Raw genomic sequence first — 16,745 nt, 5'->3', positions numbered from 1 at the left:
TATACGTGGTAATACCTTTAACTAAAGCGTATTCAAGACGTTTTTCGACAGATTCATTACGCCATTCAAGATTTTCGGCTTCTTTGGCTGCGCCACCATGACTACGATATTTTTCTGCAACTTCAAGTAATTTTTCAGTGGCTTCCTGTCTACTTTCTCCCTGATTTTGATTGAGGATAACGTCTTCAACCGCATCTTTCAGTTCTTTTGGAATATCGTCATAAATCGCCATCTGACCAGCGTTTACGATACCCATAGTCATGCCTTGTTTGATGGCATGATAGAGGAATACTGAGTGAATCGCTTCGCGTACAGGTTCATTACCACGGAATGAGAACGAAACGTTAGAAACACCACCTGAAATCATGGCATGTGGTAAGTTTTGTTTGATCCAACCAGTCGCTTCAATAAAGTCTACGGCATAGTTATTGTGTTCTTCGATACCTGTTGCTACTGCAAACACGTTTGGATCGAAAATAATATCTTCAGCTGGATAGCCAACTTCATTGACTAAAATGTCATAAGAGCGTTTACAAATTTCACGCTTACGCTCAGCGGTATCTGCCTGACCAACTTCGTCAAAAGCCATGACAATAACTGCTGCACCGTACTGACGGCAAAGGCGAGCTTTTTCGACAAACTCGTCATAACCTTCTTTTAAGGAAATCGAGTTTACAACAGGTTTACCTTGAACACATTTTAGACCTGCTTCAATGATCTCCCATTTCGATGAGTCAATCATGATCGGCACACGCGAAATATCAGGTTCTGAAGCGACGAGGTTTAGGAAATGCACCATCGCACCTTGCGAATCGAGCATCCCTTCATCCATGTTGATATCAATGATCTGCGCACCAGCTTCAACTTGTTGCTGAGCGACTTCTAAAGCTTCTGCAAAATTTTCTTCACGGATGAGACGGAGGAACTTTTTTGATCCTGTCACGTTAGTACGTTCACCAACATTTACAAACAAAGAATCATCATAAATATTAAATGGTTCTAAACCACTTAAACGGCAAGCATGAACAGTCTCAGGAATTTTACGTGGTGGAATATCTTTAACAGCTTGGTAGATCGCACGGATATGGTCTGGTGTGGTACCACAGCAACCACCAGTAATATTGATCAAACCACTCTCAGCAAATTCTTTAATAAAGGCTGCAGTTTGTTCCGGGGTTTCATCATACTCACCAAATGCATTCGGTAAACCCGCATTTGGATGAGCTGAAACAAAGGTATCTGCTACGTCAGAAATCGTTTTAACGTGAGGGCGCATTGCATCTGCACCCAATGCACAGTTAAAACCAATTGACAGCAAATCACCATGACGCACTGAGTTCCAGAATGCTTCAGCAGTTTGACCTGTCAATGTACGACCTGAGGCATCTGTAATCGTACCTGAAATCATCAATGGAAGTTCATAACCGATTTGCTTAAAGACTTCTTTGACCGCAAAGATTGCCGCTTTACAGTTCAATGTATCGAAAACTGTTTCGATCAATAGAATGTCAGCACCACCTTCAATTAAGGCGTGCGTTGCTTCGATATAATTTTCTTTGAGTTCATCGAAAGTAATATTACGGAATGCTGGATCATTGACGTTCGGTGAGATCGAACATGTACGTGATGTAGGACCGAGTACACCTGCCACGAATCGTGGCTTATCTGGGGTAGAGTATTTATCACAAGCCGCTCTCGCGAGACGTGCTGCTTCACGGTTGATCTCAGGTACAAGATCTTCCATGTGATAATCTGACATTGAAACACGTGTACCATTGAAGCTGTTGGTTTCAATAATGTCTGCACCAGCATCCAAATAAGCTTCATGGATACCCTGAATAATCTGCGGTTGAGTCAGTACTAAAAGGTCATTATTACCTTTGAGATCAGAAGCCCAATCTGCGAAACGTTCACCACGATAATCTTCTTCTTCTAATTTATGGCGTTGAATCATGGTTCCCATTGCGCCATCAATAATCAAGATGCGTTGGGTGAGAAGAGATTTTAGGGTGGCAAGCGTGGACATAAGGAACCCCAGTATATGGCAAATATAAAAAGCTGAGGCATTGTAACAGAAGCGAACAGAAAGCGCGTATTTTCAACAACACAGAGCACTGATTCTTCAGTTCAATTTTGATGTGTCACAAAACCTTCATTAATTTGTAATAATTATGAGGAATAATGCTCCAAAAACCAGCGAATGAACTGAAATATGACAAATTGATGTCATATTTTGTAGCATTTGTTGCAAAATCAGACAAACAGTTTTTAAGACTTTTTGTTTTTATATCATATTGTATTTAAAAGGATATTTAATTTAATGGATTAAAGATTAGAACAAAAAACATCACAAAATGAGCTGAAATGATGAAATATCAGCTTTATATGACATCTCTTTGTCATATAATTGTCATAATTTAATTAAACAATACAGGGGATTTTTTTATCCTCTAACCGTCTACATGAATTCTAATATTCCTCCTGTTTCGGATTCACCGCTTGCCAACTCTTCGGCAAAATCGACGAATGTACATGTACCTACACCGAAATTCTTTATGCCGGTGTTTTTGACGATCATTGTTTCAACACTTATATATATTGGATTTCAGGTGAGTGCTGATTTAGCGCATGTACCACCTTTGAGTTTATATTCAGTTATTCTTTTGTCTACGGCACTATTCATTGCCTTAGGTTTTGAGTTTGTAAATGGTTTTCACGATACAGCGAATGCTGTAGCAACCGTAATTTACACCAATGCCTTACCTGCACCTGTTGCAGTGATGTGGGCTGGCTTCTGTAACTTTCTTGGAGTTATGGTGGCAAGTGGAGCAGTTGCTTACGGAATTATTGCATTACTTCCAGTTGAAATGATCATGAATGTCGGCAGTGGTGCTGGCTTTGCTATGGTTTTTGCACTGTTGATTGCAGCGATTCTGTGGAACTTAGGAACTTGGTTCTTAGGTATTCCTGCATCAAGTTCTCATACTTTGATCGGTTCGATCTTGGGTGTGGGGATCATGAATCACTTGTTAAATGCATCAACTGGCGCAACTAGTGGCATTGATATGGATCAAGTCATCAAAGTCGGGAAGGCATTGTTATTTTCTCCTTTGATCGGTTTTGCATTTGCAGCAATTGTATTCTTACTGGTTAAAACGATCTTTAAGCGCCAATTGGAATTGTTCCAACCACCTGTTGGTAACAAACCACCACCACCACTTATTCGTGCGATTTTAATCTTTACCTGTACGGGTGTAAGTTTTGCGCACGGTTCAAATGATGGTCAAAAGGGCATGGGCTTAATCATGTTGATTTTGATTGGTTTAGTTCCTTTGGCTTATTCATTGAATAAAAACTTAGATGCTCAACATCTACAATCATTCGAACAGCTTTCGGCTCAAACAGCCACCGTATTGAATGTCAATCAGAATGAATTATCTGATGAAAAAGCTCGCGAAGTTTTGACGAAATTTATTCAAACCAAAGAGCAAACCCCAGAAGTTGTTCCTGCTCTTGCAAGCATGACCTCTCATTTGGGTGATCGTGTAGCGACTTACGGCAACTTAAAGGATATTCCTGAAGCTGCTGTGAGTGAAATTCGTAATGACATGTATTTAAGTACAACGACATTTAAACGTTTAGATAAAGCAGATGCTTTACCTGAAATGAATAAAGACCAAGAAAAATTGGTAAAAGAATATCGTAGTAACTTAGATTCGTTCTTACAATACATTCCAAACTGGGTGAAGGTCGCAGTCGCGCTTGCTCTTGGTTTAGGTACGATGGTGGGTTGGAAACGTATCGTGATCACAGTGGGTGAGCGTATCGGTAAAAACCACATGACATATGGTCAAGGTATGTCAGCGGAATTAGTTGCCATGAGTACGATTGCTGCTGCTGATGGTTTAGGTATGCCTGTATCAACAACACACGTTTTAAACAGTGCGGTTGCAGGTACGATGGTGGCAAATAAATCAGGTTTGAATTTTGCAACAGTTCGTACCATACTTTCAGCCTGGGTATTTACCTTACCTGCAACGATCTGTTTGTCAGGTGGCTTGTACTGGGTATTCCTACAGTTTGTGTCTTAAGTATAGTTAGAAGATTTAGAACAGAAATAAAAGCTTTGCTTCGGTAAGGCTTTTTTATTTCATGAATCTTTGGGCTGATTGCACTATTAGTATATTTGTTGCTAGGCAAAGGCTTAGTCACCTGATCCAATAGATTGTTTTAAATATTGATTACAGCTCTTTTTTTGCGTTTTAACTGGTCATTTTTAGCTTTGCACTAAACTATCCATAAAATTTAAATCAACAGCATGTGCATCAAAAAAATTAAGAAAGTGAAGGCTATTCCCCAAATGTGGAATATGTTTCCTGATAAATATTAATTATTATGAAGATGCCTATATGTTTGGTTATCCTTATTGTAAACAACGTTTTACTTAAATTTCGTTTACACTCCGCCATTCTCAGAAATCGAGAGTGGCTTTTTTTATTTCTTATAAAATTGCACCAATAAAAAAAAGGAGCTATTGAATAGCTCCTTTTTTAAATGATATTCGCAATTATGCTTGTTGGATTCCTGCCACAACCCAATCTTGTTGCGAGCCAACAGGTTTAACAAAGTGCCAAATTTCAGTAAATGGTTGTGGCAAGCTATTTAAATCTTCACTTACCGTACCGGTGTAACGAACGCTAACCACATATTGTCCATTTTCAGTTGTGCTTTCAGCAACCATCGCATTAAGATTGCTAAACTCAGCCACATCTTGGTCTTGGTTAGCCATGATGTCGCTATACATTGAGTTATAAAGCTCAGGAGTCAAGTAACGACGAATTTCTTCGATATTACTTGCGCTATTTACTGATTGAATGTGATTGAAGCGTTGGCGTGCAATACGAAGGAAAGCAGCAGGTTCAGTCCCATCAGGTAATTGGTTGCCACTGCTCATTGATGCACCACCAAACGGTGCCTGAGTCGCAACGCCACCACCAACTGATTGACCAAAAATATTGGTGTTGTCACCAGCCGTTTGACGCATAGTTGGTTGTGGGCTTACAGGACGGCCAAAGTTGTTTTGACCGTTATTATTTGGAGCATATGGATTAGCTGTGGCTAATTTTTTTTTTGCACCGAATTTACGGAATACAAAGAATGCAACTGCAGCAGCTAGGAGTACCCATAACCAACCTGGAATACCACCTTTTTCCTCTTCTTGCGCAGCTTGCTGCTCAGCAGAAGTAGGATTGTTGTCATCTGCCAATGCATTTGCAGCAACTGCACCTACAGCAGCACCTGCTACACCAGCAGCAACCATAGAACCTACGCCTGGACCTGATTTTTGAGTCGTCGTAGTTTTAGTTGTAGGTTGTTGGTACGATTGAGTAGTAGTTGGCTGAGATTGAGTCGTCGTTGTTGAACGAGACATACCATGACTTTTGCCACCGCCCGCACGTTTAGCTTCTGCAATTGGTGCTGCGACCAAAGTTGCCATCAATAAAGCTGCCATCAAGCCACGCTGGTGTACTTGCATCGAAAATTCCTATTTAATTCCAAGATGTAAGTGTATTTATGAAGGTATTCGTTGATAATTTCAACTAAAAAAGTATGTTTTTTTATGTCAGTTCATCACTAAGCTGCATTGCTTCAGTCAATGCTTCATGTAAACGAGCTACAGCAATGATTTGAACACCATCAATACTTTTTTGTGGCGCATTTGCTCTTGGTAAAATCACATATTTAAAACCATGTTTTGCCGCTTCTTTTAAGCGTTCCTGACCATTCGGAACAGGGCGTATTTCTCCCGATAAACCAACTTCACCAAAAACAGCTAGTTGTTGTGGTAATGCTTTACCACGCAAACTTGAAGCGCAGGCGAGTAATACCGCTAGATCTGAACCAGTTTCCGTGATCTTTAATCCACCTACGACATTGACATAAACATCTTGTCCCGCGGTTTGAACACCACCATGTCGATGCATTACCGCAAGTAGCATGTTCAGACGATTTTGTTCAAGTCCTAATGCAACACGCCGAGGTTGAGCATGTGCATCATCAACAAGAGCTTGAACTTCGACGAGTAATGGGCGAGTGCCTTCACGGCTAATCATCACAATTGAACCCGGAATGGCTTCATCATAACGACTGAGGAAAATAGCGGAGGGATTGGCGACTTCTCGTAGCCCTTTATCGGTCATGCCAAAGACACCTAGCTCGTTGACTGCTCCAAAACGGTTTTTCACGGCACGAATCATACGATATCGAGAATCCGACTGACCTTCGAAATACAGTACGCAATCCACCATATGTTCAAGCACTCGTGGTCCAGCTAAAGCACCTTCTTTAGTTACATGTCCCACGATAAATAACGCTGTTCCGCTATTTTTTGCAAAACGTGTGAGCAGGGCGGCTGATTCACGGATTTGTGAGACACCACCTGGTGCAGATTGTAAGGTTTCTGTGTATAAGGTCTGAATCGAGTCTAAAATCGCAACGGCTGGTCTTTCTTGAGCCAATACTTCACAGATTCTTTCCACACAGGTTTCAGCCATTACTTTGAGCTGGTCTGTAGGTAAATCTAATCGCTGCGCACGTAAAGCGACTTGTGATAATGATTCTTCGCCTGTGACATAAAGTGCGGAACTTTTAGCTGCTGCCATATGAGTAGCTGTTTGCAACAAAATGGTAGATTTTCCGATACCAGGGTCACCACCGATTAAAACGACTGATCCAGTTACTAAACCGCCACCAAGTACGCGATCAAATTCGCCAATCCCAGTAGCTAGACGAGTTTCATGTGAAACGGAAATTTTATTTAGAGTTGTGATACTCGCTGCTTGACCTGCATAACCGCCTCCCATCTTTGATTGCGCTCTGTGGGATACGATTGGCTCTATGCGAACTTCTACGAGGCTATTCCATTCTCCACATTCAGAGCATTGTCCTGCCCATTTTGGATGATCGGCGCCACATTGTTCACATCGATAAACAGTTTTAATTTTTGCCATATATAAAATTGAAAATTTGCGATAAATTAGTTAAAAAGTAGAGTAATTACGGAAAAGATCAGTATCGTTTATTTTCTTGATAAGGAATTAAGAGTAAACGGTGTTTTCGTAATTGACTGGTTAAAGGGAAGTGCTCAGAAAAATAACACGATATAAGACTTTTACAAGTAAGATATAGTAGGTTTTTGAGTCGAAAAATTCTTTAAATTCACTTTTTCCACGGAAGGTCTTTGAGCATTTGCTCATTTGTTGTCATAAGAATTATATTGAATGGCATAAATATTGCTGATGCTCAGACAAATGAAAATGTATCAATTGATATATTTTTAAATTATACAAAAGGTTGGTGTTTATGAGTGCAGCAGAAATTGTTGATTGGATAAATAGTATTATTTGGAGCAAAGCTCTGATCTATTTATGTTTAGGTGCAGGTTTATTTTTCTCCGTCCTAACAAGGTTTGTTCAAGTTCGTCAGATCAAAGATATGATAAGGCTCCTCATTAAAGGAGGCTCATCAGCACAAGGTATTTCTTCGTTTCAAGCACTCGCTGTTTCACTGTCAGGTCGTGTTGGTGTAGGTAATATTGCAGGCGTTGCTGCCGCAATTGGTTTTGGTGGACCAGGTGCAGTCTTCTGGATGTGGGTCGTTGCCTTTCTAGGAGCAAGTACCGCATATGTTGAATCAACCTTGGGTCAAATCTATAAAGTTGAATATCAAGGTCAATATCGTGGTGGACCTGCATTCTATTTTGACCGTGGTCTAGGTCAACGTTGGTTAGGGATTCTATTTGCAATCGCAGCAATTATTTCATGTGGTTTATTCTTACCAGGTATTCAAGCAAATGCGGTTGGTAACGCATTCACTCAAATTACTGGTGAAGGTGCGATTGTATTTGGAAACGTCGGTACTTATAAGCTTTTAGCTTTAGTTGTGATTGTGGCATTACTTGCGGTCATTATCTTTGGTGGTATTAAACGAATTGCAAAATTTGCTGAATTCGTGGTGCCATTTATGGCGGCAGGCTATATTTTGATGGCTTTAATTATTGTCTTCATCAATATTGATAAGTTACCTGGTGTAATTTCCTTAATTTTTGCTGATGCCTTTTCTCCTATGGCAGGTCTGGGTGCTGCAATTGGTTGGGGGGTAAAACGTGGTGTCTATTCGAATGAAGCAGGACAGGGTACAGGACCACATGCCGCTGCCGCAGCTGAGGTACAGCATCCTGCGCAACAAGGTTTAGTACAAGCATTCTCGATTTATGTAGATACTTTATTCGTGTGTTCAGCAACTGCGTTTATGATTTTGATCACGGGCATGTATAACGTTCAAGGTACATTAGAAGCTGGTCAATTTATTGTACAAAACGTTGCTGCTACAGCTGAAATTGGTTCGCCAGCATTTACACAAATGGCTGTGAGCACGGTATTTGGTGGTTTTGGACAAATCTTTGTTGCACTAGCTGTATTCTTCTTCGCATTTACAACGATTGTTGCGTATTACTATATCGCTGAAACCAACATTACTTATTTAAGTTATATTACCAAAACTCCATCTTTATTATTTATCACCAAATGCTTCATCATTCTTTCTGTTTCATATGGCGTAATCAGTGCGACGGGCTATATTTGGGGAATTGGTGATATCGGTGTGGGCTTAATGGCTTGGATTAATATCATTGGTATTATTGTGACTTACTTCATTTGGAAACCAACGATTAAAGCATTAAGAGATTATGAACAGCAGCAAAAAGCGGGTGTTAAAGAGTTTACTTTTGATCCAGTAAAACTTGGTATTCGTAATGCTACGTTCTGGGAAGATCGTATTAAGAATAAACAAAAGTAATATCATAATAAATTAAAGTAAAAATCTAGATATAAAGGCAGCCTTCAGAGGCTGCTTTTTTATTGCCTAATTTTTAAGCTATTGAAAAATATGGAGTCAAAAAAGTGCATTGAGTTGGTACATCCTTGTGCGTATGATCAGGCCCATTTGTATTTAACTTGAAATGTTGAGTTGTACAGGCAGAAAATTGGTTAGCTAAAACATCATCAAAACAATTTACAGTGCAAGAAGATGCCATTAAATGGTGCGAATTGTCATTTTGATTTGATCATTAGCTAATGAACGAAAGATACTGGAGAGTTTTTGTAAAAATGTCGAATCAAAATTTAGGTGAGGTCAACGAGCAAAGTGGGCTTCACCGTAGTCTATCTAATCGACATCTTCAACTGATTGCAATTGGTGGCGCAATCGGCACAGGATTGTTTATGGGTTCAGGCAAAACGATTAGTTTAGCTGGCCCATCAATTCTATTTATTTATATGTTGATTGGTTTGATGGTGTTCTTTGTCATGCGTGCATTGGGCGAATTATTGCTTTCAAACCTAAACTATAAATCATTTATTGATTTATCAACTGACTTGATTGGTCCGTGGGCAGGTTATTTCGTTGGCTGGACGTATTGGTTATGTTGGGTCACGATTGGTATTGCTGACCTGTCCGCGATCATTTATTACCTCGAATTTTTTAATGGTGGACAGTCATTTACGCCTTTAGGTGGTTTGTTGATTAGTACCGTTGCCATAGCATTCGTATTGGGTCTGAATCTCGTTACCGTGAAGTTATTTGGTGAAATGGAATTCTGGTTTGCAATGGTGAAAATCACAGCGATTATTGTATTAATCCTTGTAGGTTTATGGATGATTTTCACTGGTTTTACCAATACAGCGGGAACTGTAGCCAGCGTTTCAAACTTATGGACGCATGGAGGTATGTTCCCTAAAGGCTTCGAAGGGTTCCTTGCAGGATTCCAAATTGCAATTTTTGCATTTGTAGGGGTAGAGCTTGTCGGAACTACGGCTGCTGAAACTCAAGACCCTCAGCGGAACTTACCTAAAGCGATTAATTCGATTCCAATACGTATTATCATTTTCTATGTCTTGGCTCTTTTTGTCGTCATGAGTGTCACGCCTTGGGATCAGATCAATCCTAAAGTCAGCCCATTTGTGAATATTTTCTCTCAGGCTGGTATTGCATCTGCGGCAATTATTATGAATTTGGTGGTGTTATCTTCGGTAATGTCATCTATGAACAGTGGGGTATTCTCAACGAGTCGTATGCTTTTTGGTTTATCAACAGATAAACAAGCACCTCGACTATTTGCAGGTTTGTCTAAAGCCGCTGTTCCAGCAAACGCATTGATTTTCTCAGCGATCTGTATTTTCATCGGCGCATTGATTCAGTTTGTATATAAGTTACAAAGCGGAACTAACGATGAAGTAACAGCATTTGTTTTGGCAACGACCTTATCTACGATTTTGTTTATTTGCGTTTGGATCATCATTATGTGGAGTTATATGAACTACCGCAAACGATCTCCTGAACTTCATGAGCAGTCAATTTTTAAATTGCCAGGTGGTGTGGTGACATGCTGGATCGTGATCATTTTCTTCTTATGTACGATTGGCGTTTTAGCATTGGATGAAGATACTCGAAAATCTCTGATTGTCAGTCCAATTTGGTTCATTATTCTGATCATTGGTTATTTCTTCGCAAAGAAAAAATAAGATCAACCGTGATATATGAAAACGTCAGCTTATGTTGGCGTTTTTTTATGTTTGGACTTTAGCCATTTTGAGGTTCACGCTATACTGCTCCGAATTGTAAAAATTAGGTGCTCAGATGCTTAAAGTCATTTGTTCGATCAGTTTATTGTTTAGCAGTATTGTATTAACAGCGTGTGGTCAATCTGGTGCTTTACAGTTACCGTCTGATCCAAACCATGATAAAAGAGCAAAGTATTTGCTTTACAAAAACGATGCATCGCAATCTCAAAGCTCATCTGATCAAAAGGATGATGATACTCAAGTTGAAAACTCAACATCATCATCACAGTAGTCAAAACCATCTCACCTTAAGTTTGTAAATAAGGACATCTTCATGAGTTTCACTCGCATTAATGGCGTATTGCATGCTGAGCAATGTTCACTTGATCAGCTCGCGCAGCAATTCGGCACGCCACTCTATGTTTATTCCAAAGCAACTTTGGAAAAACATTATCTAGATATGGATCGTGCTTTTGATTTTATTGATCATCAAATCTGTTTTGCGGTGAAATCAAACTCAAACTTAGCTGTTCTTAATGTTTTGGCAAAACTAGGTGCTGGTTTTGATATTGTGACTGGTGGAGAGCTTGCGCGCGTTCTTGCGGCTGGTGGTAATCCAGCGAAGATCGTTTTTTCAGGCTTGGGTAAGTCAGAAGCGGACATTGAAAAAGCATTAGATGTTGGCATCGCTTGTTTCAATGTTGAATCTTATGCTGAACTTGATCGTATTCAGAAAGTTGCAGCTAAACTTGGTAAAAAAGCTCCGATTTCATTGCGTGTCAATCCAGATGTCGATGCAAAGACGCATCCTTATATTTCAACAGGCTTGAAAGAAAATAAATTCGGTATCCCAAGCGATACAGTGTATGAAACTTATCAATACGCAGCGTCTTTACCAAACGTAGAAATTGTCGGGATCGACTGTCATATTGGATCACAGTTGACTGAGACCAAGCCATTCGTTGATGCGCTTGATCGTGTGGTTTTAATGATTGAAGAGTTGAAAAAGTTAGGCATCAACCTCAAACATATTGATATTGGTGGTGGTTTAGGTGTGCGCTATAAAGATGAAACACCGCCAACCGTTGCTGAATATGCAAATGCGATGCGCCCTGTATTAGAAAAACTAGGTTTGAAAGTTTATATGGAGCCTGGTCGTAGTATTTCTGCAAATGCAGGTGCATTATTAACAAAGGTTGATTTGTTGAAACCAACGAATCATCGAAATTTTGCAATTATTGACGCAGCAATGAACGATTTGATTCGTCCTGCTTTATATGAAGCATGGATGGATATTCAATCTGTTGCCCCACATTCAGATGTTGAAGTAAAAACATGGGATTTGGTCGGTGCGATCTGTGAAACAGGTGATTTCTTGGGGAAACAGCGTGATTTAGCGCTGCAAGAAAATGATGTCTTAGCGGTATTGGGTGCTGGAGCTTATGGTTTTGTAATGAGCTCAAACTATAATACACGTGGTCGTGCTGCTGAGGTGATGGTCAGTGGTGATCAAGCTTATTTAATACGTGAGCGTGAAACCATCGAATCACTTTGGGAAAAAGAACGTTTATTGCCTGAGGAGTAAATTGGATGTATTTAGAATTTACCAAAATGCATGGTTTGGGCAATGATTTTATGGTTGTTGACCTTGTCACCCAACGGGCTTATTTAGATACTGTCACGATTCAGCGTTTAGCTGATCGTCATTTTGGCGTGGGCTTTGATCAGTTACTTATCGTTGAACCGCCTGATTTTCCAGATGCTGACTTTAAATACCGTATTTTTAACGCGGATGGTTCTGAAGTTGAACAGTGTGGTAATGGTGTGCGTTGTTTCGCTCGATTTGTACATGAGCGCCAACTGACGACTAAAACCAAGATTCGTGTGCAAACAAAAGCAGGTATTGTAGAGCCTGAATTGGGAGCAAATGGTTGGGTACGTGTCAATATGGGTCCTCCGAAGTTTCTTCCAGCTGAGATTCCATTCCTAACGGATGAACACGAAGACACTGAAGGTCTTTACAAACTGGGTCTTGCTGATAATAAAAGCATCAACATTGATGTCGTTAACATGGGAAATCCTCATGCGGTTACGATCGTACCAGATGTATTAACGGCTGATGTTGCAGGAATCGGTCCTCAAGTTGAATCACATGCTCGTTTTCCAGCAAGAGTAAATGCTGGTTTTATGCAAATCGTTGATGAAAAACATATTCGCTTACGCGTGTTTGAACGTGGTGTAGGTGAGACTTTAGCTTGTGGTACAGGTGCTTGTGCCGCTGCTGTTAGTGGTATGCGCCGTGGTTTACTCGCTAATGAAGTTGAAGTTCAGTTAGCTGGTGGTAAATTGCATATAGCTTGGCGTGAAGGCGATGTGGTGTGGATGACAGGTCCAACAACACATGTTTATGATGCGCGTCTGGATTTAAGATATTTCCAAAGCTAAATTGAGTGGTAAATAAACACCTTGCACTTAGTAGGGTGTTTATCTCTAAGAATAATAAGTCTCAAGGATAATAATGAATAACTTGGTTTTTCTTGCAGGCGCTTCAGGTAATACACAATTTTGGTATCCTTTAATTGCACAACTTCCCAAAACTTACACAAAGCAAGTGATTGCTTATCCAAGTTTCCATGGTGTGGCTGCACATCCTGATATAAATAGTTTTGATGATTTGAGTGATTATGTTGTTGAGCAGATTCAACAACCTTCAATCTTAATTGCACAGTCAATGGGTGGAATCTTTGCGATCAAAGCTGCACTAGAAAAAACCTCTTTAATAAAAGGTTTAATCTTGATTGCAACCTCGGGTGGGGTCAATTTAGATCAGTTTCAGGTTCAAGATTGGCGTGAATTTTATCAGCAAGAATACGCAGAATATCCGAACTGGTTTATCACAACCAGCATCAATTACGAGGAATTCATATCCTCGATAGATATCAAAACCTTATTGATTTGGGGTGATCATGATCCAATTAGCCCCGTTGAGGTAGGTAAGTATCTAAATCATTTAATTGAAAAATCTAATTTATATATTGTCGAGGGTGGTGATCATCAGTTGGCAAAAAAATGTGCCAATGAAGTCGCGTTACAAATTAATAAGTTTTTAGAAACTATTTAGCTTTATGTCGAGTGTGTTCCACAAACACATTATTGGATTGATTATCTTTTACTAAATGCTAGTTTTAAGGCAAACAGTATAAAAATACTGCCAGTAATACGATCCATATACTTAATAAACTTTGGCCGTTTTAAGTAAGCAGAGATTGATTGCATCGCAGAGATTAAAATGATTGACCAAATAATCCCAATCACAACATGGATCATGACTAAGCCCATCGTCCACATCACAGGAGAAGCAGTGTGAGGAATAAATTGAGGAAGAAAGGAGAGGTAAAAGACACCTACTTTAGGATTGAGTAAGTTTCCCAAAAAACCTTTAACAAACCAATTTTGAGTATTCGTCGTAACATTTATATCTGCAAGTTGAGTTCGTGGTTTCAATAGTAAATTTAAACCAAGCCAAGCTAAGTAGGCTGCTCCCATCCATTTCAGCATGTTAAATGCCAAATCAGAAGTCATTAAAAGCGCACCTAACCCACATGCAACAACTACACCCCAAACAATACAGCCTAGCGTGATACCCAAAGCTGCTTGAAAGGCTTTAGCTTTTCCTTCAATAGTCGCTGTGCGAATAATTAAAGTTGTATCCAATCCAGGTGTAATGGTGAGTAAAGTGATTGCAATCAGGTAAGGGATCAGAAGAGTAAGCATTATATAAAGCCACCGCTCGAAACTTGAAATTTATTGTATTACATCAATTGTTCATCTTCGATGCTTGTATAATCTTTAATGAATAAAAATTTGTTAAACTACGCTATAAATAGCACATGCAAACAAGAGAATATAGCTTGGAAGCTCCTGAAAAACTGCTATCAATGTGGTTAAAAGAACGAATTATTCAAAATCAGTCAGAACATACGATTGAAGCTTATCAACGTGATCTTACTGATTTTTTTAACTTTTGTGACAGCAAGAGTTTAGCTTTATACGATATTGAAGCATCTGACTTACGCGAATATTTGGCAAATCGTGTTGAAAAAGATCAGTTGAGTTCAAGCAGTTTGCAGCGTCATTTGACCTCAATACGCCAGTTTATGAAGTGGGCTGAGCAAGGACAATATTTACAACAAAATCCATCAGAAGATTTTAAGTTAAAAAGACAGCCTAGACCCTTGCCAGGTATGGTTGATATTGAAACTGTACATCAAATTTTAGACCAAGCTCCACCAGATAAACCAATTGAACAGCAGTTGTGGCTGCGTGACAAAGCGATACTGGAATTACTTTATTCCAGTGGACTGCGGCTCGCTGAATTACAAGGTTTGATGATTAAAGATATCGACTTCAATCGTCAATTGTTAAGAATTACAGGTAAAGGCAATAAGACTCGAATCGTTCCGTTTGGTCAGAAAGCGAAAGATAGTCTAATTGAATGGCTGAAAATTTATCGAATCTGGCAAGGTGAATTTAACTTAGATAGTGCTGTTTTTATCTCACAACGTGGTAATCGACTTACCCCTCGACAAATTGAGAATCGGGTCAAGCTACAAGCACAAAGAGCTGGAGTGAATGTTGATTTACACCCTCATTTGTTGAGACATTGTTTTGCTAGTCATATGTTATCTGCAAGTGGTGATCTAAGGTCAGTGCAAGAAATGTTAGGACATAGCAATTTGTCTACTACACAAATTTATACACATGTTGATTTTGATCAATTGGCAAGAGTTTATGATCAAACCCATCCACGGGCTCAAAAAGACTAAATTTGGTTATATTATGTTGCAAAGTTGGGTGATTAATAAGCGACGATTAAAATGTGATGAGAGTGAATCTTGTCGGTTTTGGGTTCTTACTTTATTGCCAATATTTTTTGAAGCCTAAAAGGGGATTTGATTTGCTCGAAATGATCCGTTACAGATCCATAAAATTTAAAAAATAGTCGATATTTAGGTTGTTGAATTATATTAAAATATTAAAAAAATCAAAGTCTAATGAATATCCTATTAAATACACAGCAATTCAATTACATCAACAACTACAAATAAGTGAACTGAGCATTTCATCTTTTTTATACCCCGAGCAGAAATTGTGACTTGACCGAAATGCCAAATACATTGCAAGATAGGGCACCTAAAAAGTTTCAAACGAAGAGTTAGAATACTCTTCACTACATTTACTTGCTTAGAACAGCCGAGGATTACATGAAGGCTCTTGTCGCTGTAAAACGTGTGGTTGATGCCAACGTTAAAGTTCGTGTTAAGCCGGACAATAGTGGGGTTGACCTTACTAACGTTAAAATGTCAATCAACCCATTCTGTGAAATCGCAGTGGAAGAAGCGGTTCGCTTAAAAGAAAAAGGAACAGTTTCTGAAATCGTTGTTGTTTCAGTGGGTCCTAAAGATGCTCAAGAACAAATCCGTTCTGCAATGGCTTTAGGTGCTGACCGTGGTATTTTAGTTGAAACTGCTGATGAAATTGGTGCTCTAGAAGTTGCTAAAATCCTCAAAGGCGTTGTTGATGCTGAGAAACCAGAACTTATTCTTCTTGGTAAACAAGCAATTGATGACGACTCTAACCAAGTAGGTCAAATGCTTGGCGCTTTACTTGGTGCTGGTCAAGGTACTTTCGCATCTGAAGTTAAAGTTGACGGCGGTAAAGTTCAAGTTACTCGTGAAATCGACGGTGGTTTACAAACTGTTGAGCTTGCACTTCCTGCAATCATCACAACTGACTTACGTTTGAATGAGCCACGTTATGCTGCTCTTCCAAACATTATGAAAGCGCGTAAAAAACCGCTTGATATTAAGTCTCCTGCTGATTATGGCGTTGCAACTGGTACTAAACTTAAAACAATTAAAGTTGAAGCACCTGCTGAACGTAAAGCTGGCGTACAAGTGAAGTCTGTAGACGAGCTTGTAGAAAAATTGAAAAACGAAGCGAAAGTGATCTAATACAGAAGGATACAATCATGAGTATTTTAGTTATCGCTGATCACAACAACCAGACACTTAACGGTGCAACTTTAAACGTTGTTGCGGCAGCTCAAAAAATCGGTGGTGATAT

13 protein-coding genes and 1 pseudogene are annotated in these 16,745 nt (G+C 39.4%); 10 read left to right on the top strand and 4 right to left on the bottom strand.

Annotated elements, in window-relative coordinates; genetic code table 11:
* Nucleotides 1–2,026, bottom strand: a 2,026-nt coding sequence (gene metH / locus A2003_RS02370; RefSeq protein WP_286686752.1) for a methionine synthase, incomplete at its 3' end; no start/stop codon positions are given.
* A 436-nt stretch (nucleotides 2,027–2,462) separates the two neighbouring features.
* Between metH and A2003_RS02365 the strand changes: the two genes are divergently transcribed.
* Complete coding sequence (locus A2003_RS02365; RefSeq protein WP_004952882.1) at nucleotides 2,463–4,091, top strand: inorganic phosphate transporter; 1,629 nt, start codon at nucleotides 2,463–2,465, stop codon at nucleotides 4,089–4,091.
* Between the two features lie 476 nt (nucleotides 4,092–4,567).
* Here the strand turns inward: A2003_RS02365 and A2003_RS02360 are convergent, their stop codons facing one another.
* Together A2003_RS02360 and radA are read right to left on the bottom strand one after the other, a co-directional pair.
* Nucleotides 4,568–5,536 (bottom strand): Tim44 domain-containing protein, encoded by a 969-nt coding sequence (locus tag A2003_RS02360; protein ID WP_286686751.1) that lies wholly within the window; start codon nucleotides 5,534–5,536, stop codon nucleotides 4,568–4,570.
* Between the two features lie 82 nt (nucleotides 5,537–5,618).
* Nucleotides 5,619–7,010, bottom strand: a complete 1,392-nt coding sequence (gene radA / locus A2003_RS02355) for a DNA repair protein RadA (protein ID WP_004952884.1) — start codon at nucleotides 7,008–7,010, stop codon at nucleotides 5,619–5,621.
* A 352-nt stretch (nucleotides 7,011–7,362) separates the two neighbouring features.
* Here radA and A2003_RS02350 point away from each other — a divergent pair, with 352 nt between their 5' ends.
* The 6 genes from A2003_RS02350 (at nucleotide 7,363) to A2003_RS02325 (ending at nucleotide 13,740) form a co-directional block, all read left to right on the top strand.
* The gene (locus A2003_RS02350) at nucleotides 7,363–8,856 is read left to right on the top strand and encodes an alanine/glycine:cation symporter family protein (RefSeq protein WP_004952886.1); all 1,494 of its coding nucleotides are present in this window, start codon (nucleotides 7,363–7,365) and stop codon (nucleotides 8,854–8,856) included.
* Nucleotides 8,857–9,167: 311 nt separating this feature from the next.
* Nucleotides 9,168–10,580 (top strand): amino acid permease, encoded by a 1,413-nt coding sequence (locus A2003_RS02345; protein ID WP_286686750.1) that lies wholly within the window; start codon nucleotides 9,168–9,170, stop codon nucleotides 10,578–10,580.
* 115 nt (nucleotides 10,581–10,695) lie between these two features.
* Nucleotides 10,696–10,911 carry an LPS translocon maturation chaperone LptM gene (lptM, locus tag A2003_RS02340; RefSeq protein WP_004913686.1) on the top strand — a complete coding sequence of 72 codons (216 nt, stop codon included), beginning with the start codon at nucleotides 10,696–10,698 and terminating at the stop codon, nucleotides 10,909–10,911.
* Between the two features lie 42 nt (nucleotides 10,912–10,953).
* A complete protein-coding gene (gene lysA, locus A2003_RS02335) occupies nucleotides 10,954–12,204 on the top strand; it encodes a diaminopimelate decarboxylase (RefSeq protein WP_279676523.1) in 1,251 nt (416 codons plus the stop codon).
* A gap of 5 nt (nucleotides 12,205–12,209) precedes the next feature.
* Nucleotides 12,210–13,064 (top strand): diaminopimelate epimerase, encoded by an 855-nt coding sequence (gene dapF, locus A2003_RS02330; RefSeq protein WP_004913683.1) that lies wholly within the window; start codon nucleotides 12,210–12,212, stop codon nucleotides 13,062–13,064.
* A 73-nt stretch (nucleotides 13,065–13,137) separates the two neighbouring features.
* On the top strand, nucleotides 13,138–13,740 hold the full coding sequence (locus tag A2003_RS02325; RefSeq protein ID WP_005403030.1) for an alpha/beta fold hydrolase: 603 nt from the start codon (nucleotides 13,138–13,140) through the stop codon (nucleotides 13,738–13,740).
* 41 nt (nucleotides 13,741–13,781) lie between these two features.
* Here A2003_RS02325 and A2003_RS02320 read toward each other — a convergent pair whose 3' ends face one another.
* A complete protein-coding gene (locus A2003_RS02320) occupies nucleotides 13,782–14,393 on the bottom strand; it encodes a LysE family translocator (RefSeq protein ID WP_005403029.1) in 612 nt (203 codons plus the stop codon).
* A 164-nt stretch (nucleotides 14,394–14,557) separates the two neighbouring features.
* Between A2003_RS02320 and xerA the strand changes: the two genes are divergently transcribed.
* From xerA to A2003_RS02305, 3 genes and pseudogenes are all read left to right on the top strand, one after another.
* Complete coding sequence (gene xerA, locus A2003_RS02315) at nucleotides 14,558–15,445, top strand: site-specific tyrosine recombinase/integron integrase (RefSeq protein WP_171053812.1); 888 nt, start codon at nucleotides 14,558–14,560, stop codon at nucleotides 15,443–15,445.
* 438 nt (nucleotides 15,446–15,883) lie between these two features.
* Nucleotides 15,884–16,633, top strand: a complete 750-nt coding sequence (locus A2003_RS02310) for an electron transfer flavoprotein subunit beta/FixA family protein (RefSeq protein WP_004959878.1) — start codon at nucleotides 15,884–15,886, stop codon at nucleotides 16,631–16,633.
* A gap of 17 nt (nucleotides 16,634–16,650) precedes the next feature.
* Nucleotides 16,651–16,745 (top strand): annotated as a pseudogene (locus A2003_RS02305) (electron transfer flavoprotein subunit alpha/FixB family protein); the annotation flags it as partial.

Source organism: Acinetobacter sp. GWC1_38_13 (assembly GCF_001767535.1).
GTDB lineage: Bacteria > Pseudomonadota > Gammaproteobacteria > Pseudomonadales > Moraxellaceae > Acinetobacter > Acinetobacter junii.
Note: the sequence above shows the minus strand (reverse complement) of the source record. Positions and strands in the feature narration are given on the sequence as shown.

What these genes read in the sequence shown, in the direction of transcription:
- A2003_RS02365 (WP_004952882.1), top strand. Translation starts at nt 2,463, where the DNA reads ATGAATTCTAATATTCCTCCTGTTTCGGATTCACCGCTTGCCAACTCT.
- A2003_RS02360 (WP_286686751.1), bottom strand. Translation starts at nt 5,536, where the DNA reads ATGCAAGTACACCAGCGTGGCTTGATGGCAGCTTTATTGATGGCAACT.
- radA (WP_004952884.1), bottom strand. Translation starts at nt 7,010, where the DNA reads ATGGCAAAAATTAAAACTGTTTATCGATGTGAACAATGTGGCGCCGAT.
- A2003_RS02350 (WP_004952886.1), top strand. Translation starts at nt 7,363, where the DNA reads ATGAGTGCAGCAGAAATTGTTGATTGGATAAATAGTATTATTTGGAGC.
- A2003_RS02345 (WP_286686750.1), top strand. Translation starts at nt 9,168, where the DNA reads ATGTCGAATCAAAATTTAGGTGAGGTCAACGAGCAAAGTGGGCTTCAC.
- lptM (WP_004913686.1), top strand. Translation starts at nt 10,696, where the DNA reads ATGCTTAAAGTCATTTGTTCGATCAGTTTATTGTTTAGCAGTATTGTA.
- lysA (WP_279676523.1), top strand. Translation starts at nt 10,954, where the DNA reads ATGAGTTTCACTCGCATTAATGGCGTATTGCATGCTGAGCAATGTTCA.
- dapF (WP_004913683.1), top strand. Translation starts at nt 12,210, where the DNA reads ATGTATTTAGAATTTACCAAAATGCATGGTTTGGGCAATGATTTTATG.
- A2003_RS02325 (WP_005403030.1), top strand. Translation starts at nt 13,138, where the DNA reads ATGAATAACTTGGTTTTTCTTGCAGGCGCTTCAGGTAATACACAATTT.
- A2003_RS02320 (WP_005403029.1), bottom strand. Translation starts at nt 14,393, where the DNA reads ATGCTTACTCTTCTGATCCCTTACCTGATTGCAATCACTTTACTCACC.
- xerA (WP_171053812.1), top strand. Translation starts at nt 14,558, where the DNA reads ATGTGGTTAAAAGAACGAATTATTCAAAATCAGTCAGAACATACGATT.
- A2003_RS02310 (WP_004959878.1), top strand. Translation starts at nt 15,884, where the DNA reads ATGAAGGCTCTTGTCGCTGTAAAACGTGTGGTTGATGCCAACGTTAAA.